Genomic DNA, 21,824 nt, shown 5'->3' with positions numbered 1-21,824 from the left:
CTTGTTATATAGTCTTATATATCTTCAGATTTCACGCGCATTTTAAACAAAGGCGACAAAGGACGATTTTCATGAATCCGAACAATCGCATCCGCAATCAGCGCTGAAATCGAGATTTCAGTGATTTTTTCAGAATTGCGAATGGCCTCTGGCAACTCAATCGTGTCAGTCACAATTAACTCGGTAATCGCCGAATTTTCAATCCGCTCAAGCGCTGGACCAGACAAGACACCGTGTGTGCATGACGCATAAATTTCAGTCGCGCCAAGCTCTTTCAAAGCATTTGAGGCAAGTGTAATCGTTCCTGCTGTGTCAATCATATCATCAATCAAGACACATTTTTTACCTTTAACATCACCGATGATATTCATAATTTCAGCAACATTGGCACGCGGCCGACGCTTGTCAATAATCGCAATCGGCGTTTTGAGGAAATCTGCCAATTTACGCGCACGTGTTACCCCACCATGGTCAGGCGAGACAACAACAACATCACCATTTTCACCAGTCAATCCCTTGCGCTCGAAATAATCAGCAATCAAGGGTGCACCCATCAGGTGGTCAACTGGAATATCGAAGAAACCTTGAATTTGCGCCGCATGTAAATCAACCGTCAAAAGACGATTGACACCCGCAATTTGGAGCATATTTGCGACTAATTTTGATGTAATCGGTTCACGCGGACGAGCCTTGCGATCTTGGCGCGCATAACCATAGTAAGGAATGACAACATTAATAAAGCCAACTGAAGCGCGTTTCAGCGCATCAACCATAATCAAAAGCTCCATCAAATTTTCATTGACAGGACTTGAGGTTGATTGTAACAAAAAGACGTGACTGCCGCGAACTGATTCTTCGATATTGATTTGAATTTCGCCGTCGCTAAAGGTTTTCACGCTACATTTTCCGAGGTCAAGCCCCATATTTCTAGCGACTTTGTTGGCTAATTCTTTGTTTGAACTGAGTGCAAATAACTTCAAGTTTGCGTACGACATGTCATCCTCCGAGATTTTTTAGACACAATCAGCTATAAAATAACGATAAAATCCCGTGCTTGAATGCGTCTATTAGTGTTATTTTATAGTTGACTGTTCACACATATAATTTTACTATTTTTTTAGCATTTTGTAAATGCTGACTAAATCAAGTCTTGAAAAAGTCCCTTGACAAATAATTCTTCGTTAAAAGTTTCCAAATCGTTAATTCCCTCGCCTAGTCCGACTAATTTAACTGGAATTTGTAGAATTTGCTGAATCGTTAAGATGATACCGCCTTTGGCTGAACCGTCTAATTTTGTCAAAACAATACCTGTCAATGGTGTAACATTTGAAAATTCTTTGGCTTGAGAAATCGCATTTTGTCCTGTCGTTGCATCCAAGGCTAATAAGGTTTCATGTGGCGCATCAGGTATTTCACGTTTGATGATTTTGCCCATCTTCTCTAACTCCTTCATCAGATTTTCCTTATTTTGCAGACGACCTGCCGTATCAATCAAAAGAATATCATAACTTTCTGTCTTAGCTTTTTTAACCGCATCAAAAACAACAGAAGCTGGATCAGACTTTTCTTTTCCGACAACAATCTCAACATCACTTCGATGTGCCCATTCGACTAATTGATCCGTTGCACCGGCACGAAACGTATCTGCTGCCGCAAGTAGCACTTTTTTCCCTTCATTTCTGAAACGATTGGCGAGCTTGCCAATTGTCGTCGTTTTACCGACACCATTAACCCCGACAAACATCATAACAGTCAAATTTTCCTGCAAATTAAGACTTGTATCAAGACCCGATTCACCAAAGTTGTCAACCATTTTCTCAATGATAACACGCTTAACATCATCTTGTGACTTAGCCTTTTGGAGCTTAACTTCACGGCGCAAATCGTCTGTTAATTGCGTTGCGACATCAACACCGACATCACTCATAATCAATGTATCTTCCAAATCTTCAAAAAATTCTTCGTCAACCGAACGGAAATTCGCCAAAAATTCATTGAAACGCGCGCCAAATGACTTGCTCGTTTTTTTCAGCGATTTTTCGTATTTTTCCTCAATTTGTGTTTCAGGTTCAGATTGGATAACGCTTTGTATTTCTGGTTCAGCGACTTGTTCTACCGAAATTTCTGGTTCAACAACTGTGACAATTTCGCGCTCAGATTCGGATGTTTCTGCTAAATCTGACAAATCAAAGGAGAAAACATCTGCCTCGATGTTTTCTGCTATTGTTTCTGCCATCTTTTTCTTACCAAAAATCTTATCAAATAATCCCATTTATGCCTCCAAAATATAGTTGTGAATTGCCCAAGCAACGCCGTGCTCATCATTTGTAACAGGTGCGATAATATCAGAAAGCGACTTGACTTGTGCTGTCGCATTTCCCATCGCAACACCGATTCCAGCCCATTCTAACATGGCAATATCGTTTTCTTCGTCGCCGATTGCCATCACATTTTCTTTGGTAATGCCTAGAATTTCTGTCAATTTTTCCAGTCCAAATGACTTGATAACACCTTTGGGCATGAGTTCTAATAAAATATCACGAGATTTGAAAATCTCATATTTTTCTTTTAAAAGAGGTGAGATTTCTAAGATTTTCTCATCTAAAACTTCGGCATCTAAAGCGCTGACTGCCTTGTTTAAAATAATATCATGAGGAATCGCTGAAAATGGTCCTTCGATAAAATCAAGAAAAGGGCTGAACCCTTGATAGAGGGACTTAGGGTCAGTCTCGTAGCAAGTGCCGTCAGAAATAACGTCCATCGGGAGGTCAAGGCGTGCCAACTCAGCGTGAATCTCAGCCAACTCAGCATAAGAAAACGTTTTTTTCGAGAGAATCTCGCCATTGTTGCGCTGAACCAGACCACCGTTGAAAGTAATCGAATACTGTGTATCATCAAGCAAATCGAGCGCCGTCAAGATATGCTCAATCGCTTTCAGCGGACGACCTGTCGTAATCACAACATGAACGCCAGCCGACTGCGCAAGTTTTATCGCCGCTTTATTTTCAGCAGAAATCGTTTTCTCACTCGTCAATAAAGTCCCGTCCAAATCAAGTGCTAATAATTTTATTTTAGTCATAATTTCATTATATCAAAATTCAAGATGTTTGCCTTGTATTTTTCTTAAAAGAAAAACTTTTAGCTAACAATCAAATAAGTTAAAAACAGTACGTCATTTTATCTATCATGCACCGCTTTTTCTGCTCCTTTGCCCGCTTCAGCGACCACATAATCTTTGAGCTTGACCGATACGATTTTAGAAATCCCACCCTCTTGCATGGTCACGCCATACATGGCTTTAGCAGCTTTCATCGTCCCTTTTCGATGGGTCACAACAATAAACTGACTACTTTCGTCAAAGCGTGTCATATAATCACCGAAACGCTTAACATTAGCCTCATCCAAAGCCGCCTCAACCTCATCAAGCACGACAAAAGGCACTGTCCGCACACGGATAATAGCAAAAAGCAGGGCGAGTGCCGTTAGCGATTTTTCACCACCACTCATGAGATTAAGACTGGCAAGTTTTTTGCCTGGTGGCTGCACCGCAATCTCAATCCCAGCATCTAGCAAGTTGTCCGAAGTCAAGCGCAAATCAGCCTGACCACCACCAAACATCTGCGTAAAAGTTGTCTGAAATGATGTTCTAATCGCCTCAAAAGTTGATTTAAAGCGAATTTTAACCTCATCATCCATGTCGTTAATCGTTGATTCTAGCAAGTTTTTCGCATTGAGCAAATCTTCTTTTTGTGTATTAAGAAACTCACGCCGATTATTGACCTCGTCAAATTGCTCAATTGCAGCTAAATTGACTGGACCGAGTTTGCGAATCTGCGTTTCCAGAGCTTGCAATTGGCGCTCACTTTCTTGTAAATTAGCTAATTCTTCCGCCAAATCTTGCGCCGCTTCAAAACTCATTTGATAATCATTTATCAGTTTATTCTGACGATTTCTGAGTCTGTTTTCAGATGTCTCAATTGACAGCTCCAGTCGCGTTTTCTGTGATAAAAATTCCTGACGTTGCTTGATATTATCAGCATTGGCAATATCTAAATCTTCAATTTGCGCTGTCAAATCTTCCCGCTCAAACCTGAGACTGACTTGCTTGATATTGGCTGCTTCAAGTTTTTCTGAAACTTTCGACAGATTTTCAGTCAATTTTTCAAGTGTTTGGTCAGTCACTTCAGGATTTTCCGCCTGATTTTGACTGGTTAGCGCTTGAATTTCTGACGCTAAAGTCACTTTTTCACTCGTCAAACGCGCAATTTCTGCCTTGTCATATTTGATTTCTGAGGTAATTTCAGAAAGTTTCAGTTGCGATTTCTGCAAGGTCTGACGTAGCGTTTCACTAAGCACTTTGACTTCTGTTTGACTGCTTTTAACTTGGTCAATGTCCGTGTTAATCTGCTTTTTCTTGTCATCAATGACAGCAAGAGCAACCCTTTTCTCAGCATTTTCAGTTGTCAGTTTATTGATTCTTGTTTGCTCGTCAGTAGCACTTGAAAGTGCCAAACGACTTTCCAAATCAGTCTTAGCTTCACATAAAACTTTTTCTTTCAATTCATATTCTTGACTGTCAAGCCGCGCTTGTTCGCCTTGTTGGCGCAAATTTATCAGAGATTCAGTCAACAACGTTTTCTGATTTTGCAACTCTTGCAATTCATTTTCATAAATTTTGACACCATTTTCAGAAAGCGTCACTTTTTGCGTTAAATCATCAATTTCAACGTTGGTAAATGACGTTGATTTTTGCTTGTTAGTGCCACCTGTAAATGAACCACCTGCGTTGATTTGTGTGCCATCCAAGGTCACAATCTGAATCGAATAATTCATCGCACGCGCAATTTTCGTAGCATTGTCAGCATTATCCACAATCACAACACTACCGAGCAAATTTGAAATCGCTGGCGTAATTTTTTCATCATAGCTAAGCAGATTTTGCGCCGTATCAATAAAGCCCGTCATCGTCGAAATTTGAGCATATTTATTAAAATAACGTGGTTTAATCGTCGTAAGTGGCAAAAATGTCGCCCGACCTAAACGCTGATTTTTCAGAAAATTGATAGCTGATTTGGCTGCTAATTCATCAGAAACAACTACAAATTGCCCACGATTGCCAATCGCAATCTCCATAGCCGTCGCATATCGTTTATCAAATGTTACCAAATCAGCAACAGCACCGATAATACCTGACAATTTATCAGTGGCTTGTAACACGGCTTTGACACCTTGAAAAAAGTTGCTGTGATTGGCACGCACATTCTCCAAATGTGTCAAGCTCGCCTTAAATTTATTCAGCTCGCCCATGGCTGAAAACAGCTGCTCTTGTGTCTGAGTAACCTTACCATTCAGTGCTGTCAAGTCAGCTTCGGAGGTTCGATATTGGCTCAAGAGCGTGTCAAGTTTTGCTTTCAACGCCTTAGCGCGTTCTGCTGTCTCGGCTAATTCAATTTTTAGCGCCATATATTTTTCAGACAGGACTTGATTTTCATCTGACTTACTGGCAGCATTTAGCTGAATATTTTCTAATTCTGATGTATTTTTGGTCAAAGCATTTGATAACTGCGCTTCTTGATTGACCAAATCAACAAATTCTGCCCGCAAACGCTCAATCACATCATCAGGATTTTCAGAAAAATTAGCTAATTTGCCTTGTAAAGCTGCAATTTCAGTCTCTAATGTTGCTTTTAAAGTTTGATTTTCAGATAATTTCTCTGATAATTGCTGCAAATCTCTTGAAATTTCAGAAACTTTTTCAGAAAGCGACGAAATTCTTTCTTCTCGCTCCGCTGCAGATTTCTGGGACATCTTAGCTTGGCTATGATAAATGTCAATTTTCGACTGAAAATCAGATTTGGCAGTTGTCAATGTCAAAATTTCTGCCTGTAATTTTTCCTGTTCAGCCTCGACAGTCGCACGTTGCTGTTTCAACTTCAGCACTTCACGATCAAATTCAGCTTGATCCTCATCAATCTGAGCTAAGGTCTGCTGTACCTCGCTAAATTGCGCTTGCGCAGACTCATAGTTCACTTTTTCAGCAATAATTTGCGCAACCAAAACGGAAATCTCAAGCTGAGAACGCGTGGCATCAAGCTCACGAAAACGCAGAGCCACATCACACTGTGCCCGCAAAGGCGTGAGTTGACCATCAAGCTCATAGATGATGTCATCAAGCCGATCCATATTTTCTTGCGTGGCAGCAAGCTTTGACTCCGTTTCTTTCTTGCGATTTTTGTACTTTAAAACACCCGCCGCTTCCTCAAAAATCGCACGCCGTTCCTCAGGTTTACTGTTAAAAATCGCCTCAATTTTCCCTTGGGAGATAATCGAAAAACTGTCACGCCCAAGTCCCGTATCCATAAACAAGTCATGGACATCTTTGAGACGAACTTTCTTGCCGTTAATCAGAAACTCACTATCGCCATTGCGATAAAGCCGCCGCGTGATGATGACTGTCTTTTCACTAGGTAAATAATCATCCTCGTTATCAAAAGTTACGATAACCTCAGCATAGTTCATCGCGCGCCGTTTCTGCGTCCCCGCAAAGATAATATCAGGCATTTTAGCGCCACGTAAACTCTTAGCAGACTGCTCGCCAAGCGCCCAACGGAGACTTTCTGTCACATTTGACTTACCTGAGCCATTTGGTCCGACAATCGCTGTGACACCAGTATCAAAAGTGATTTTTGTACGGTCAGCAAAAGATTTGAAACCGACCATTTCGATTTGCTTCAGATACATGATTTGCTGTCCTTTTGCTGATTTTGAAAGGCATCACGCGCCGCATCTTGCTCAGCTATTTTTTTAGATTTCCCTTTTCCGTGACCAATGGTACGCCCCTCAAAAACCACGTCTATCTCAAAAATAGGCTCATGAACTGGACCACTTTGCCCAATCACAACGTATGCCAAAGGAATTTTATTATTGTCATCAATTGTCCCTGCCGAGTAAAAAATCTCCTGCAAAGCAGACTTATAATCCGTCACTTTATCATAGCTACCATTTTCAATCTCAGGAATCATAACCTTATAAAGGAATTTTTTGACCTCAAACATCCCTTGGTCAACCAAAAGTGCACCAAGAAAAGCCTCAAATAAATTTTCCATATTGGCATCATTTTTACGACCACCATTTTTTTCCTCGCCATTGCCGAGCTTGAGATAAGCATCAAAACCGAGCTTGCGCGAAAAATCAGCCAGTGATTCCCGCCGAACAATCGAAATCTTCTTTTCCGTCAAAACACCCTCGCGCTCATCAGGAAAAGCTTTATAGAGATACTCAACGATGACAAATCCCAACACCGCATCACCTAAAAATTCCAAACGCTCATTATGAAAAACACTCGAATCTTTATGCTCAAAATAGTAAGATTTATGTGTAAATGCCTCATCAAGCAAAGCCAAATTTTTAAAATTTATCTTGTAATCACGTAATTTTTCTTGTAAAGTTTCCATTATCTTCTATTATACCAAAAAACAAGGGCTTTCGCACCTTGTGATGTTGGTAAAAAGGAAACAAGAAAATGTACTTTACTAAAAAATCTAAGGCACTTGTAATAGAAGCCTTTGACGGTAATATTTATATCAATATCGAGGACAAGATTTATAGCTCAAGAATGTTACTAACACATGAAATTTACTCAGAAGAATTTGATCAACCCAAAGAAGGCAAAAAAGAAAAACGCAAGTATATTCCCCAACAGTCACACCCGTGGAAACTTGCATCTTTCGAAAAGTATCTCAGAAGAATCGGTAAGACGCTTCTGGAATATCAAGCTGAAAATTCAGCCTAAATCATAACTAAATAATATCAAAAATGGAATCTAAAAGCAAATTTTGCTTTAGCAAAACGTAACTCATGTTTAGACTTTTTTTGGGACATTTTCAATTTCGCTTGACACAATTCCCAAGGCAAATTTTACTTGTTATCTAATTCTTTTATCATCACTTTTTCCAAAAAAACAAGGGGCTTTCGACCCTTGTCCTCATTTTTCTTGATCAATTTCCTTGCCTAAAAAGTAGGAAATGACTGTCCGAATCACGACCAAAGCCGCGAGTTTACCAATATCTGCAAAAGTCGGTTTGATAATACTCTCGATAATATCTGCCGCAATCAAAATTTCAAGCGACAGCAAGACATAAGCGCCCAGTTCATTTTTGATGGCACGCAACTTATCAGAATGTGTCAACTCATTTTGAGCAAATTTGACCGTTGCTTTGACAACACCGCAGAGCAATACGATAACAGCGACAACACTGGTTGCCACTATCAAAACGTCACAAATTTTCGTGATGATTACCATATTTTAGCCAATCACACTGCCATTTGCCACTTCGTCCGGCACTGTCAGCAAGGTTAATTTACCGTTTGATTCTGCTGATAAAATCATGCCTTGTGACACCTGCCCCATCATTTTACGCGGTTTAAGATTGGCAATGATTTGTAATTTTAAACCGACCAATTCTTGAGGATTTGGATAAAATTTGGCAATACCAGACAAGATTTGACGATTTTCAACATCGCCTGCATCCAATCGGAACTTGATGAGCTTGTCAGAACCCTCAACTTTTTCAGCTGCGATAACTTGCGCCACTTTGATTTCAATTTTCTCAAAATCGTCAAATTTTATCGCTGATTTTTGAGACGATAAGGTAACATTTTCTGGTTGCCACACGGTCTCCTCAGCAACTTCTGGACTTGTCGCATTCATCTGTGCCTTGATATATGCCACTTCTTCAGCTGTATCTAGGCGCGGGAAAATCGGCTGACCTTTGGCAACAACTGGTGCTGTAAATGCAAAGCCAAATGCCAAGTCAGACAATTTTGGTGCATCAAAAACAAGCCCAAGTTGCGTGTAAATGACGTTAGAAGTCGCACGCATAAAGGGTTGCAACAAAACAGCTACAAGTCGCAAACTCTCCGCCAAATGATACATGACACTATCAAGTTGCCCAGACTTACTTGTCTCCTTAGCCAAAAGCCACGGCGTTGTTTCATCAATATATTTATTTGTCCGCGAAATAATCGTCCAAATCTCATTTAGCGCGACATTGAACTCCATCTTATCCATGGCCGTATGGTAGTTAGCAATCGCTGTTTCAATGACAGCTTGTAGCGTGCTATCGAATGCCGTCTGTGCTTCTGGTGTCCGAATCTCACCGCCATTATACTTGTTAATCATGGCAATGGTACGGTTGAGGAGATTACCGAGGTCGTTTGCGAGGTCGTAGTTGACGCGATTAACAAAGTCCTCAGGCGTGAAAATGCCGTCACTGCCAAAAGGTACGGCGCGCATGAGATAATAGCGTAACGCATCCAAACCATAGCGCTCAACCAGCATTTCAGGATAAACAACATTGCCCTTAGATTTGGACATCTTGCCGTCTTTCATGAGCAACCAACCATGACCAAACACCTGCTTAGGCAAGGGCAAATCAAGCGCCATGAGCATAATCGGCCAGTAAATCGTATGGAAACGCACGATTTCTTTTCCAACCATGTGAACATTGGCAGGCCAGTATTTTTCAAAATTTGTCGTGTCGTTAGCCCCGTAACCAAGCGCCGTGATATAGTTGGTTAGCGCATCCAACCAAACATAAACGACGTGCTTGGGGTTTGATTTGACAGGAATCCCCCATGTAAATGACGTCCGCGAAACCGCCAAATCTTCCAGACCTGGCTTGATAAAGTTGTTAATCATCTCATTTTTGCGAGATTCTGGTTGGATAAACTCTGGGTGCTCGTTATAATAAGCCAACAAGCGATCGGCGTATTTGCCCATGCGGAAGAAATACGACTCTTCTTTGACCCACTCAACTTCGTGACCGCTCGGTGCTTTACCACCTGTCACATTGCCAGACGCATCACGAAAAACCTCAGCAAGCTGCGATTCTGTAAAAAATTCCTCATCTGACACACTATACCAACCCGCATATTCACCAAGATAAATATCATCTTGCAAAAGCAACCGCTCGAAAATATCTTGCACCGCTTTCTCATGATAAGCATCCGTCGTGCGAATAAAATGGTCATAAGAAATATCAAGCGTTTGCCACAATTTTTGCATATCAGCCGCCATACCGTCAACGTACGCCTTAGGCGAAATGCCTAAATCTTTTGCCTTGTCCTCAATTTTTTGACCATGCTCGTCTGTCCCAGTCAAATAAAAGACATCAAAATTCATAGCACGTTTGTAGCGCGCAAGAACATCACAAGCAATCGTCGTATATGAATTTCCAATGTGGAGTTTACCCGACGGATAGTAAATCGGCGTTGTGATGTAAAAAGTTTCTTTTATCGTTTCTTGATTAGTCATTTTATCCCTTTCAATCGTGCAAATGATGCGACGTTTTTGAAAATTTCGTCTTTACAATTATACCATATTTGCGTATTTTTGGGAATGCTTCGTGTTGTAAATACTGTGGAAAATGCAATTGTTTGATAATTCTAAACATTGGAATTAACATACCCACCCAACTTCCCAAACTCCCAACACCCTAAAACGATAACATTTCATGGTATAATAAAAGAATGAAAATGAAATTTATCTCGTGGAACATTGATTCCCTAAACGCTGCGCTGACAAGCGATTCCCCGCGCGCTCAGCTGTCTCAGGCCGTGCTGACGACCCTCGCTGCGCACAACGCTGACGTTATCGCCTTGCAGGAAACCAAACTTGCCGCAAACGGTCCGACCAAAAAGCACCTCGAAATTCTGAGCAAGCGTTTTCCCGACTACGACATTGCTTGGCGCTCGTCCATTGAGCCAGCTCGTAAAGGCTATGCGGGGACAATGTTTCTCTACAAAAAGAACTTGTCTGTCGTGATTAGTTACCCAGAAATCAGCGCGCCGTCAACCATGGATAGCGAAGGACGTATCATCACGTTAGAATTTGATACTTTCTATCTGACCCAAGTCTATACGCCCAATGCTGGCGACGGACTTAAACGCCTTGCCGAACGCCAAATGTGGGACATCAACTACCGCGAATACTTGCTTGAACTTGATAGTAAAAAGCCAGTCATCGCAACAGGCGACTACAACGTTGCCCATTATGAAATCGACCTTGCAAACCCGCAAAATAACCGCAATTCCCCAGGTTTTACTGACGAAGAACGTGATGGCTTTACGCAACTTTTGGCAGCTGGCTTTACCGACACTTTCCGCCATCTCCATGGCCAAGTGCCAAACGTCTATTCATGGTGGGCGCAACGCTCGAAAACAAGTAAAGTCAATAATTCTGGCTGGCGGATTGACTACTGGCTAACCTCAAATATCATCGCCGATAAAGTCAGCAAATCTGAAATGATTGACTCCGGCGCTAGACAAGACCACACGCCGATTTTGCTTGAGATTGAGTTGTAAGATGCTTTATCAAATACTAATGCAATTCTTTAACAATTAACTCAAAAAAATACCAGTCATTTTGATAACGACTGGTATTTTTGAATAGAAAAAAGAATCAAGTTTCACAACTTGATTCTTATCTTATACTACTTACTCGTTTTGTTTCATCCGACGTTTTTCAGCCATAAGAGCAGCTGCGGCAATTAAAGCACCGCCGACAAAACCATATGAATCAATAAATTCATCAGGCATGTCGTCACCAGTGTTTGGTAAAACTCCTCTACCTCTTCTGCTGTTTTCTGAATCAAACAACGCATCCGAGTCAAATAATGAATCGGAGTCATACTCCGAATCCGAATCAAACGCTGAATCAGAATCATATTCCGAATCCGAATCAAACGCTGAATCAGAGTCATATTCTGAATCTGAATCAAACGCTGAATCAGAATCATATTCCGAATCTGAATCAAACGCTGAGTCAGAGTCAAATAGTGAATCTGAATCAAATTCCGAATCTGAGTCAAATTCTGAGTCGGAATCAAATGTTGAATCTGAATAATACTCAGATTCAGAATCTAATTCTTCCTCAACTTCCACAACAACCACAGGAGGTGGTGTGGTAAACTCAAGTTTCTCAGGCGCTACCGTATCATTTATGATAGGCGTAAGTTCATCTAAAACATCTAAACTCACTGCAACAGCCTCTTTCACATTCTCTTTTTGCTCAGTTGGTATCTCAACTTCAAATTTCATCGCCTCAGGCTCTTTAGCATATTTCGCCTCTTCCAAGACTGGCATTGGAACACCAGTTGCAGGAGGGACGTCACTAACTCTCAAGTCTGGAGGCGTAACCAAATTCATGGTATTTTTAGCAATGTCGAAACTAAATTTAATAATCGGATCTGAAGAATCTCCTATAGTAGGCGGTAATGCTGTCCATTTGTTATTAGCAAATTCCCAGTTACCATTGAGATACATTTCTCCAACTGTCGCAACTTCAAGTTCACCTGGTTGCATACTATCAAGGTAGTTTTGATATTTGTCATAAGCTACCTTATAATTATAAGCAATTATCCTATCAAAATTTCCCGGAGTTAAAGAAATTGTATCTCGGATAGCCTCAAAGCCCCATTTACTAGGGAGATTTACAGAAGGTACACCAGGAATATCATTAGCTTCTACTTCTCCATTGTATTCACGTACCGCTTTTTCTAAATTCGCCAATTCAATCGCAAATTCTTCATTGGCTTTTAGCCACTTAGGATAAAACGCTTTTTCTAACTCTGAGAGCTTTGAAGTCATATCTGACTTCCACTCTTCCAAAACATTAAGATACTGACTTCCTACTAAACCATCCTTACCTTCCAGATAAACCCATTCTTCTGGAGTCATATTGAGATAATCCATATAGACGCTAGCATCTTCATTTTCAAGAGAGACAAGTGAAATCTTTTGATTATACTCGTCTTTCTTTCTTCGGAACTCATCAACTGCATCTTTCAAGTTATAGTAGCTAACCATTTGGTCAACGATATTATCAACCATCACAACACTTTCACGATAAGGTTGTGTTCCTGGTTCTATCGCAAAAGCTGTATCAGCACTAGGCACACCACCAATTTTAACATAAGCATCAAATGCTGTTTTATAAGCAGTGAACACTGGTTCAGCTGAGTTAATGGCGGCCTTCAAATCATTCTGAAGCGTCTGAAGTGTTGGCTTAAAGACACTATTATACTGTTCTCTTGAAGTTGCTTGGTCAAAAGAATTGACAAAAGTACTAAGTTTACTACTTTTATCATCCAATTCAGCTAATGCCTTAGCTGCAGCACTCCTAGCGACTTCATAATCAGCACTAGGTTTAATCTGAGCCTGTTCTAATGCCGTTTTCTTAGCTAATAACTCTTTATGCTCAAGCTCCAAAGAGCCTAACGCTACGTCAAGCGCACTTTTCTGCTTTTGCAAGGTATCTACTTCGCTCTTCAAGGTGTTAATCGCATCAGCACTGATGTTAATTTCTTCTTTTTTACCAAGTGCAAGCTGATATTGTCCTTTAGCTGCTTCAAAATCCTTGACTAACTGCTCATACTCTTTTTTCAGAGTCTGATAATCAGTTGACAAAGCCTTAAAGGCTTTATCTGCTGCTTGATATTCTTTAGCAAGCTCCTGATAATCCGCAAGTAAAGGTTTTAACTTAACTTCAAGTTCAGTATACTTAGCCTTAGCTTCTACTATTGCATCTTGTGCTTCTTTGTAAGCACCCGCTGCCTTAGTAAAGTCTATCCCCAAGTCTTTATGGGTCTTTTCAATGACCTTAAAAGCCTCAGTATGCTTATCATACGCCGTTTTAGTAGCATTATAAGTTTTTAAAGTCTCGTCATACTTGGCTTTAGTTTTAGCAAATTCTTCATCAGCTATCGCTAAGGCTGCCTTTTTATCAGCATAACTCGCATCAGACTTTTTGACTTCATCAAACTCTGCTGCAATCTTGTCATAAGTCGCTTTTTCAAGATTATACTCTGTCAAAACATCTGCATAGATTTCTTTAATCTCTTCAAACTTAGCCTTATCCGAATTGTAGGCAGCTAACTTTTTCGCATAATCTTGCTTACTACTCAAAAAGGCTGTTTTCAAGTCATCATAAGTTTTCGTCTTAGATTTCGCAGCATCTTTCAAGTCGTCGTAGACTTTTTTTTCTGTATCAAAAGCAACTTTCGTTGTTTCATACTCAGACTTATGCTTTTCATATGCCGACTTAATCTTTAGAAATGCTGTTTTATCAACATTTTCATACTTATCAAACTTAGCTTGATAAGCCTTAGATTTAGCTGAAAAGTCTGATTTAAGTTTATCATAAGCAGCAACTATCTCAGCATAATCTGAAACAGCCTGTTTATGATTGTCAATCTCAGCTTTTTTTTCAGCAATCAAAGCAGAAAGACGGTTAGCTTCAGATTCATACTTAGCTTTAGCACTGTCATAAGCCTTTAAATCTGCCTCGTAATCCACTTTAGCAGACTCATAATCCTCTAAAACATCAGCTGACACTGTCTCGGTCGCAAAAGAAAACTTTAGACCAGTATGATCTGCGACAACATTCGATACCATGCCAACGCTCGTAAGCGTTGCAACGGTAGTCATTGTACCAAATAACCATTGTTTACCCGATTTCCACATCCTATAATGGGACTTTTCGGGTTCTTGGTTCTGGTGCAATAAATTACTAAAAGTAATTTTCTTCATCATTTACCTCGATTTCCTCTTAAAATAAAATACAGTGTTATAAGACTATTATACGCTTTTATACTAAGTGAAAAAAATAAGTTTCGATTTCGGGACTTTGTTATTTTTCTCTAATTGTCAGATAATTAAATGACAAAAAAAGCTTGCCATAAGCAAGACTTTTCTCATAAACTTAGACTAGCATAAGTCGCCCGATAGCCAATCTGCAAGACTTTTCCAGTCTCATCAAGCAATATCGGTCGCTTAATCAACATGCCATCACTTGCAAGCAAATCTGCCGCCTCAAGCAAAGACATTTTATCAATCTTATCTTTCAAACCCAAATCACGATAGCGCATACCAGACGTATTAAAAAACTTCCGTTTGTCAAAACCAGAGGTTTCAAGCCACGACAAAATCAAATCCGCCTTTGGCGGCGCCGTCTTCAAGTCAATCTTGTCAACATTAACCTGCAACGCTTCAAGCTCACTTAAGGCTTTCCGACAGGTCGAACACTTAGGATACCAGTAAAATGTTTTCGTCATTTTTGGATTACCCGCACCTTGACAATGTTCTCAGATTTGTCAAATTCATCAGCAAGCGCTTGAACCTTAGCACCATCAGTCTCATCCAAATCAAGCAAGGTATAAGCATGGTCGCCTTTTGAGCGATTGATAATATTTGAAATGTTAATCCCAGATTCAGACACACGTGTTGAAATACCTGCCACGATATTTGGCACATTTTTGTTAATCAACGTAATCCGAAACGGTGTTGTCAAAGCCTGTTTGACATTAGGGAAATTGACCGAATTAATGATTTCACCTGTTGTCATAAAACGCCGAATCGTTTGTCCAGCCATAATCGCGCAGTTCAACTCAGCCTCCTCAGTCGAGCCACCAACGTGGGGTAAGACAGTGATTTTGTCTTTGTTGAGCAAGTCTTCCGTCCCAAAATCGGTAATATAACGTTTGACAACACCTGTCTCAATCGCATCAAAAAGCGCTGCATTATCAACCAATTCACCACGCGCAAAGTTGATAATCGTCACATCTTTGCCCATCAAATCAAAGGCTTTACTATCAAAAGTCGCTTTTGTTTCGTCAGTCAATGGCACATGAATCGTAATATAATCACAATGCGTGAAAATTTCCTTAATATCATTGACACGGCGTACATGGCTCGAAATATTCCAAGCGGTTTCAATTGACACGTAAGGGTCGTAACCGTAAACTTTCATACCCAAACGATAAGCATCATTAGCGATTCGCCCGCCAATTGCGCCAAGACCGATAACACCGAAAGTTTTCCCAGTAATTTCACTCCCCGCAAATTGTTTCTTACCAGCCTCAACTTGTTTTGGCACATCATCGCCAGTCAAGGTATTGACCCATTTATTAGCAGCGATATAATCACGCGCACTCAAAAGTGTTGATGCAATTACCGCCTCTTTCACGGCATTAGCATTGGCACCAGGCGTATTGAAAACGACAATTCCTTGATCAGTTGCCTCATCAATCGGGATATTATTTGTCCCAGCACCTGCGCGCGCAATCGCTTTGAGATTTTCTGGCAATTGAGTCCCGTGAAGATTTTCCGAGCGAATAATATAGGCATCTGGATTATCCTTGTGGTCGCCGTCAACTTGAAAACGATTGCCAAGCTCACGCAAACCAATTTTATTGATATTGTTATATGTTTTAACTGTATAAACCATTATTTTTTATCCTTTATTTCTTTCTTCAAATGCTTTCATAAACGCAACCAGCTCCTGCACCCCTTCGAGTGGAAAGGCATTGTAAATACTGGCACGCATGCCACCAACAGAACGATGACCCTTGATATTTTTGAAATCATGCTCAAGTGCCTCTTTATTGAACAATTTGTCCAACTCATCAGACGGTGTGACAAATGGGATATTACAAATACTCCGATCAGCCTTGACTGAAACAGGGTTTGAATAAAATTCCGACTTGTCAATGAAATCGTAAAGTAACGTCGCCTTTTCAACATTTTTCGTCTCCATAGCATCAACGCCACCAAGACTTGCCACGTAGTCAAAGACCAAACGTGCGATATAAATGCCATAAGTTGGCGGTGTGTTATAAAGCGAGCCATTATCCGCTTGAATCCGATAATCAAGCATGCTAGACAAAACAGGTGTGTCATTTAGCAAATCATCGCGAATGATAACAATCGTCACACCAGCAGGACCAATATTTTTTTGTGCGCCTGCATAAATCATCCCAAAATCAGCGACACGATAACGAACAGCAAGAATATTTGAACTCATATCGGCAACAATCGGCACACCATTTGTATCTGGCAAGTCATAAATCGTTGTTCCCTCAATGGTGTTATTCGTCGTCAAATGCACATAAGCCGCCTCTTTGTCAATCGTTTTTGAGTCAAATGTCGGAATATGGTTGTAAACAGTGTCCTCCGAAGATGCCAAAAGCTGCGGGTCAAAGTCAATCGTTTTCGAGAGTTTAACCGCCTCCGTATAAGCTTTTTTGCCCCATGAACCGCCAACAATATAGTAGGCTTTTTTACTTTTTTTCGCCAAATTCAAAGGAATCATTGAAAATTGGAGTGACGCGCCACCTTGCAAGAAAAGGACTTTATAGTTGTCGGGAATCGCCATCAGCTCACGCAAACGCAATTCAGCTGCCTTTATGATTTCGTCAAACTCGGAGGAGCGGTGGGACAGCTCCATCACACTCATGCCACTGCCGCGGTAGTCAAGCATCTCTTTTTGCGCCATTTCAAGCACAGGTTTTGGCAAGACTGCTGGTCCTGCTGAAAAATTGTAAACTGTCATTTTGTGAAACCTCCGAGTTTTTTAGTCGGCAAACTTATCAAAAGTTACCCTAACATTTAGAATTTACTAAATATTTATCCTATTATATCATATTGAGAATCATTATACACAAAAAAATCAGCATTTTTACTGATTTTTTTGAAAATGTTCGGTTTTATTTAGCTTTTTGTGACAAATCAAAATTATCGGAAACAAATGTCTCAATTTTCCCTTCAGCTTTGAGTTTGTCGATAACTTTATCAATTTCTTTTTTTAGATTTCCCGAGTTTTTCGGCAAAGCAATCGCATAGCTGTCAGATTCTGACGATTCAAAGCCAATTGTCTCAGAAATAGCCAAATCAGAATTTGCCGCCACATAAGCCTTAGCAATCGGTTCTTCAAGAACAACACCCGAAACTGTCCCATTTTTCAGCTCGTTAATCATCTGCCCATTCTTTGTTAAGCTCACTAAATCTGCCTGCTTAACTTGTTCTTTAACAACCGTCTCCTGCACTGTACCTTTTTGCGCTGCAACCTTTTTCCCCTTGAAATCAGCTACCGTTTTGTAGCTTGCAAGTTCAGATTTTTTGACAATCATAACATTTTTGGCAATGTAGTAAGGTGTCGTGAAGTCATAGTTTTTTTGACGTTCAGCAGTTACTGAAATGCCAGAAATCGCAATATCTGCTTTTCCAGATTGAACAGCAGCCAGCACATTGTTAAAGTCCATCGCCTCAAACTTAACCTTAACACCCAAGGCTTTGCCAATCTCATTTGCCAAATCAACATCAGAACCAACAATTTTATTTTTACCCTCTTGAATCACTTGAAACTCAAACGGTGCAAATTCAGGATTCATAGCAACCGTTAAAGTTCCCTTATCCTTAATTTTATCCAAATACTTGTCAACAGTTGCCTTTTTATCCGAACCACAGGCACTTAAAGTCAAAATTGAAAAGGCAGTAACAAGCCCTAAAATTATCTTTTTCATCTTCATAACACTCCCTTTTTTAGTATATTTATTAGTTTATAGGTATAATTATACACTAATTAGGGGATAAGTCAAGCATTTTACGCATATTATTTCAATAAAAATAATTTTTATTCAAAAAAGCGGAGATTTTCCAATCTCCACTCAAGAGTCATTGTTTACAGCGAATCATTTTCCAGCTCGACAGGTTTATTATTAATCATCAGCAGAGCCAAAATAACGAATAAAATATAATTTGTTTTAGGATAGGCTATATAGCGCGGTATCCAAGCATCCGCATACTTATCCTTATAAGAACGCAAACCTTGAAATGAGTAGATTTTATTACCAAACTGATAAATCAAGTTTGCCACTCGCTCATAAGTATTACTTTGCTGATAAATGCCAACATTTGACAAAGGCGCCATCCCCAAATCAAACTCGGCAAAACCAGCCTCTCGTAAGTGAGCAAACAAGGATAAGAATAAAAAGTCCATAACACCGCTCGGTGCTTCAGATGAATAACGCATCAAATCAATCGTTACCACTTCTTGCGTATAAGAGTGCATAATCGTTGCAAACGCCACAATTTTCTCATCATTATTTTTAACCACAGCAATAGGCGCACGACTGATATAAGCCTCATCAAAATAGCCTAGTGAAAAGCCCATTTCCTTGCGACCATTCAACCATTCATCCGAAATCAGCCGCATTTCCGCTAAAACTTCTTTAGAAAATGGTGTCTCAAGCATTTCCAAACGATAACCGTCACGCTCAAAACGATTGACAATCGCCCGATGATTCTTGTGTTTCTTGCCTTCCAAGGTAAAGTCCGCCAAATGCACATGTGCCTCCTCGCCAACCTTGATAAAGTTGTAGCCATACTCGTGCAATGCTAAAGTTTCTTGCTCCATGACCTCATAAAAAACAGGAGAATAACCATACAAATCACAGGTTTTGACAAAACAAGCCAAAGCATCCTTAAAATCTATCCGCTTCCCAGACGGTTCGCCCATAACAACCACCTTGTCATGATAGGCTTCAAACTGGAGAAAAACGGTGTCCTCGCCTGCCTGATTTTGGTACATAAACATATCCTTGTCGCCCAAATAAACAAGCTGACTCTCCGTATTGCCACCATAAGTCGTGAGAACCTTGGCAATACGCGCATAATCCGCTTTTTCACCAACCGTCTCTTTAGTGCCTTTAAGGTAATGAATCAGGGCATAATCAAGCGCAATCACAGCAACAATCGCAATAAATCCAGTCAACCAGACACGAAACGAGGGAAATAACAAAAATTCATGCACCATTTTTTTATGCGGATGAAAAATCGAAATCGGACTATTATAAACGCCAATTCCCAAATAAATTGTAATCAAAACAAAATACATGAAACCGTCACGAACCAGCGATTCCAATGAGAAAACAAGCTGTTTGCGATAAAGTTGAGACTTGGTAACAACCGTCAAAAGTAAGACAAGCAGATAAAATAAGATACCATACCAAGAAAAATCATCCCAAATAATATAAATCAGCACAATGATTTCCAAAATAAGCGTTGGTAAAAAAGCACGCTCTACCTTATTTGCCAAGGCACGCCCCATTGCAATCAACAAGAATCCCAACACAACTTTAGGAAATTCTGCCACAATATGCTCCGACCACGGACTAATCTTACTCAGCCATTTAAGACTAGAGAAAAATTCAGGCACCGTTGCCGACAAAACAAGTAAAATTCCTGATAAATACAACAAATAATAAGCAATCTTATGCCCAATTTCATCAATTAAATGACGTGGGACATCATGATATTTAGCATTAAATGAGCCACCTAGATTTTTCACAGCAAATATTACACCAATAATAAATGGTACAAAATAATATGCCACACGAAAAAGCAAAATCCAAGCGCCAATTATCTCCGAATCAATCCCAAGATGAGAGAGACCTAGGAACATCATGACATCAAAACTCCCTAAAGCCCCTGGAATCATTGACACAACACCAATAATCATCGCCGCAACAAACAAAGCCGAAATTTCAAGCGACGATACTTTGACCCCAAGTAAAACACCAGTAACACAAAATGATAATAGCACACCCAACCATTCTAAAGTCGAAATAACAAGCAATAATAGCTTATTTTTTAGGTCAACACCACCTAAAAAGCCGTCTTTCTTGACACTTGTCGCAATTAAAACAATGGGAAAATAGCAAGTGCCACCCAAAAACCAAATCCAATATTGTGACACAAAATGATTCAGCTGACCATTCAGCGACAAAATCAACGAAATAAGACTAAAAATTGACAAACCAGCGCCAGAAAAGAGGAAAATCTGCGAAATCGTACTCAAGACTTTCTTATTATCTTTTCCCTTGCCATAGATACTCGAACGAAAACCAATCGTAAAAATACCACCAAAACCAATCAAATTATTTATCGTGTTAATCAGCCAACTCGTCTCGAACAAAAAACGTTTTTTCGGCTGATTATCAATCAAACGATTCAGCACCAAATCGTAACCAATCATCGGTAAAATGGCAAGTAAACCAAGCAAAATAATCACAAATGGTTGCCATAATGGCATATCAGAAAAAATCTGTCTCAGCTGCTGCCCCGACAAATGCTTAGAAATCGTAAATAACTCCGTCATAACCAGCACCACAGCCGCCATGATAAAGATATATTTGAAATATTTAATGCGTTCTTTAAACCATTTTATCATTTTATTCTCCTAATAAAAATCCCAAAATCACCTGATTATAGCGCACAGGTTGGCGCTTATAAAATAAATGCCCGACACCTTTTTCAACTAAAAATCTAGCATGCGGAATCAAAGTTGCGATTTCTTGAGAATGTTGCCGTTTTATCAAATCAAACTGCCCAACTAATACAAGGGTAGGACTTAAAATCTCAGTCAATTCAGCCTTTTCAAGCCCAATATCATGCACCAACAACTTCTTAATTGATAAATTCCGCTTAAAAAATCGTGCTAAAATAACTTCTAATCGAGAGGTAACACGGGATAGCCAAGTCATGCCGTCAACCGTCAAATTTCCCGCATTCAAAATCAATTTCCCAACACGATTGGGATAGCGTGTCGCTAAAAACATCGCAATATTGGCACCGTCACTAAAGCCTAAAATATGCGCCCTATCAATCTTTTGTGCATCCATAATCGCTATCACATCACGCGCCATCATTGCAAAATCTAAATAACGACTGCGATTATTACTGCGCCCATGATTGCGACTATCAATGACAAAACACTTGAAAAAACGTTGAAAACTAGGCACTTGTGCGTGGAAAATATCCCCTGACTGACCATTGCCATGCAATAAAATCAAGGGAAAACCACTGCCAAAAATTTCATAAAAAATTTCAGTCCCATCTACCATTTTCAAACATTTTTCCTCGTGCATTATCACTCCTTTTTGATATTATAACATTTTTAATAGAATTTATGAAAGGAAAACTGAGAA

The 21,824-nt window shown here is 39.9% G+C and carries 15 protein-coding genes and 1 pseudogene; 2 read left to right on the top strand and 14 right to left on the bottom strand.

All coding sequences use genetic code 11. The features are described from left to right. Positions 1 to 14 precede the first annotated feature (14 nt). The 5 genes from Hs30E_RS02955 to rnc form a co-directional block, all read right to left on the bottom strand. Positions 15 to 995 (bottom strand): ribose-phosphate diphosphokinase, encoded by a 981-nt coding sequence (locus tag Hs30E_RS02955; RefSeq protein WP_172207825.1) that lies wholly within the window; start codon positions 993 to 995, stop codon positions 15 to 17. Positions 996 to 1,138: 143 nt separating this feature from the next. Next, positions 1,139 to 2,272 carry a signal recognition particle-docking protein FtsY gene (ftsY, locus tag Hs30E_RS02950; protein WP_172207823.1) on the bottom strand — a complete coding sequence of 378 codons (1,134 nt, stop codon included), beginning with the start codon at positions 2,270 to 2,272 and terminating at the stop codon, positions 1,139 to 1,141. Next, a complete protein-coding gene (locus tag Hs30E_RS02945) occupies positions 2,273 to 3,079 on the bottom strand; it encodes a Cof-type HAD-IIB family hydrolase (RefSeq protein ID WP_172207821.1) in 807 nt (268 codons plus the stop codon). Between the two features lie 98 nt (positions 3,080 to 3,177). Then, complete coding sequence (gene smc, locus Hs30E_RS02940) at positions 3,178 to 6,741, bottom strand: chromosome segregation protein SMC (protein ID WP_172207819.1); 3,564 nt, start codon at positions 6,739 to 6,741, stop codon at positions 3,178 to 3,180. Then, on the bottom strand, positions 6,732 to 7,454 hold the full coding sequence (gene rnc / locus Hs30E_RS02935; protein WP_172207817.1) for a ribonuclease III: 723 nt from the start codon (positions 7,452 to 7,454) through the stop codon (positions 6,732 to 6,734). Before rnc ends, smc begins: the two co-directional genes overlap by 10 nt. A gap of 53 nt (positions 7,455 to 7,507) precedes the next feature. Here rnc and Hs30E_RS02930 point away from each other — a divergent pair. After that, positions 7,508 to 7,792: pseudogene (locus Hs30E_RS02930) on the top strand (ISNCY family transposase); the annotation flags it as partial. Between the two features lie 192 nt (positions 7,793 to 7,984). Here Hs30E_RS02930 and Hs30E_RS02925 read toward each other — a convergent pair. Together Hs30E_RS02925 and metG are read right to left on the bottom strand one after the other, a co-directional pair. Beyond that, the gene (locus tag Hs30E_RS02925) at positions 7,985 to 8,302 is read right to left on the bottom strand and encodes a DUF1622 domain-containing protein (RefSeq protein ID WP_172207814.1); all 318 of its coding nucleotides are present in this window, start codon (positions 8,300 to 8,302) and stop codon (positions 7,985 to 7,987) included. Positions 8,303 to 8,305: 3 nt separating this feature from the next. Continuing rightward, entirely contained in the window at positions 8,306 to 10,315 is a 2,010-nt protein-coding gene (gene metG / locus Hs30E_RS02920; RefSeq protein WP_172207812.1) for a methionine--tRNA ligase, read from the bottom strand. 221 nt (positions 10,316 to 10,536) lie between these two features. On the opposite strand from metG, the gene Hs30E_RS02915 reads away from it, so the two are divergent. Further along, positions 10,537 to 11,364 (top strand): exodeoxyribonuclease III, encoded by an 828-nt coding sequence (locus tag Hs30E_RS02915; protein ID WP_172207840.1) that lies wholly within the window; start codon positions 10,537 to 10,539, stop codon positions 11,362 to 11,364. 132 nt (positions 11,365 to 11,496) lie between these two features. Here the strand turns inward: Hs30E_RS02915 and Hs30E_RS02910 are convergent, their stop codons facing one another. From Hs30E_RS02910 to Hs30E_RS02880, 7 genes are all read right to left on the bottom strand, one after another. After that, positions 11,497 to 14,592: a KxYKxGKxW signal peptide domain-containing protein gene (locus Hs30E_RS02910; RefSeq protein WP_172207811.1), complete on the bottom strand. Its 3,096-nt coding sequence runs from the start codon at positions 14,590 to 14,592 to the stop codon at positions 11,497 to 11,499. Between the two features lie 161 nt (positions 14,593 to 14,753). Next, a complete protein-coding gene (locus tag Hs30E_RS02905) occupies positions 14,754 to 15,113 on the bottom strand; it encodes an arsenate reductase family protein (protein WP_172207810.1) in 360 nt (119 codons plus the stop codon). Beyond that, positions 15,110 to 16,285: a 3-phosphoglycerate dehydrogenase family protein gene (locus tag Hs30E_RS02900; protein WP_172207809.1), complete on the bottom strand. Its 1,176-nt coding sequence runs from the start codon at positions 16,283 to 16,285 to the stop codon at positions 15,110 to 15,112. Before Hs30E_RS02900 ends, Hs30E_RS02905 begins: the two co-directional genes overlap by 4 nt. A 6-nt stretch (positions 16,286 to 16,291) precedes the next feature. Then, entirely contained in the window at positions 16,292 to 17,389 is a 1,098-nt protein-coding gene (gene serC, locus Hs30E_RS02895; RefSeq protein ID WP_172207808.1) for a 3-phosphoserine/phosphohydroxythreonine transaminase, read from the bottom strand. Positions 17,390 to 17,543: 154 nt separating this feature from the next. Next, complete coding sequence (locus tag Hs30E_RS02890; RefSeq protein ID WP_172207807.1) at positions 17,544 to 18,365, bottom strand: transporter substrate-binding domain-containing protein; 822 nt, start codon at positions 18,363 to 18,365, stop codon at positions 17,544 to 17,546. 152 nt (positions 18,366 to 18,517) lie between these two features. Then, the gene (gene mprF, locus Hs30E_RS02885; RefSeq protein WP_172207806.1) at positions 18,518 to 21,067 is read right to left on the bottom strand and encodes a bifunctional lysylphosphatidylglycerol flippase/synthetase MprF; all 2,550 of its coding nucleotides are present in this window, start codon (positions 21,065 to 21,067) and stop codon (positions 18,518 to 18,520) included. A 1-nt stretch (position 21,068) separates the two neighbouring features. After that, positions 21,069 to 21,764 carry an alpha/beta fold hydrolase gene (locus Hs30E_RS02880; protein ID WP_172207805.1) on the bottom strand — a complete coding sequence of 232 codons (696 nt, stop codon included), beginning with the start codon at positions 21,762 to 21,764 and terminating at the stop codon, positions 21,069 to 21,071. Positions 21,765 to 21,824: the final 60 nt, after the last annotated feature.

This window comes from Pseudolactococcus hodotermopsidis (assembly GCF_011170085.1).
In the GTDB taxonomy this organism is placed as follows: Bacteria; Bacillota; Bacilli; order Lactobacillales; family Streptococcaceae; genus Pseudolactococcus; species Pseudolactococcus hodotermopsidis.
The sequence above is the reverse complement of the archived record's forward strand: the minus strand, read 5'-3'. Positions and strand labels throughout refer to the sequence as shown.

What these genes read in the sequence shown, in the direction of transcription:
- Hs30E_RS02955 (WP_172207825.1), bottom strand. Translation starts at nt 995, where the DNA reads ATGTCGTACGCAAACTTGAAGTTATTTGCACTCAGTTCAAACAAAGAA.
- ftsY (WP_172207823.1), bottom strand. Translation starts at nt 2,272, where the DNA reads ATGGGATTATTTGATAAGATTTTTGGTAAGAAAAAGATGGCAGAAACA.
- Hs30E_RS02945 (WP_172207821.1), bottom strand. Translation starts at nt 3,079, where the DNA reads ATGACTAAAATAAAATTATTAGCACTTGATTTGGACGGGACTTTATTG.
- smc (WP_172207819.1), bottom strand. Translation starts at nt 6,741, where the DNA reads ATGTATCTGAAGCAAATCGAAATGGTCGGTTTCAAATCTTTTGCTGAC.
- rnc (WP_172207817.1), bottom strand. Translation starts at nt 7,454, where the DNA reads ATGGAAACTTTACAAGAAAAATTACGTGATTACAAGATAAATTTTAAA.
- Hs30E_RS02925 (WP_172207814.1), bottom strand. Translation starts at nt 8,302, where the DNA reads ATGGTAATCATCACGAAAATTTGTGACGTTTTGATAGTGGCAACCAGT.
- metG (WP_172207812.1), bottom strand. Translation starts at nt 10,315, where the DNA reads ATGACTAATCAAGAAACGATAAAAGAAACTTTTTACATCACAACGCCG.
- Hs30E_RS02915 (WP_172207840.1), top strand. Translation starts at nt 10,537, where the DNA reads ATGAAATTTATCTCGTGGAACATTGATTCCCTAAACGCTGCGCTGACA.
- Hs30E_RS02910 (WP_172207811.1), bottom strand. Translation starts at nt 14,592, where the DNA reads ATGATGAAGAAAATTACTTTTAGTAATTTATTGCACCAGAACCAAGAA.
- Hs30E_RS02905 (WP_172207810.1), bottom strand. Translation starts at nt 15,113, where the DNA reads ATGACGAAAACATTTTACTGGTATCCTAAGTGTTCGACCTGTCGGAAA.
- Hs30E_RS02900 (WP_172207809.1), bottom strand. Translation starts at nt 16,285, where the DNA reads ATGGTTTATACAGTTAAAACATATAACAATATCAATAAAATTGGTTTG.
- serC (WP_172207808.1), bottom strand. Translation starts at nt 17,389, where the DNA reads ATGACAGTTTACAATTTTTCAGCAGGACCAGCAGTCTTGCCAAAACCT.
- Hs30E_RS02890 (WP_172207807.1), bottom strand. Translation starts at nt 18,365, where the DNA reads ATGAAGATGAAAAAGATAATTTTAGGGCTTGTTACTGCCTTTTCAATT.
- mprF (WP_172207806.1), bottom strand. Translation starts at nt 21,067, where the DNA reads ATGATAAAATGGTTTAAAGAACGCATTAAATATTTCAAATATATCTTT.
- Hs30E_RS02880 (WP_172207805.1), bottom strand. Translation starts at nt 21,764, where the DNA reads ATGCACGAGGAAAAATGTTTGAAAATGGTAGATGGGACTGAAATTTTT.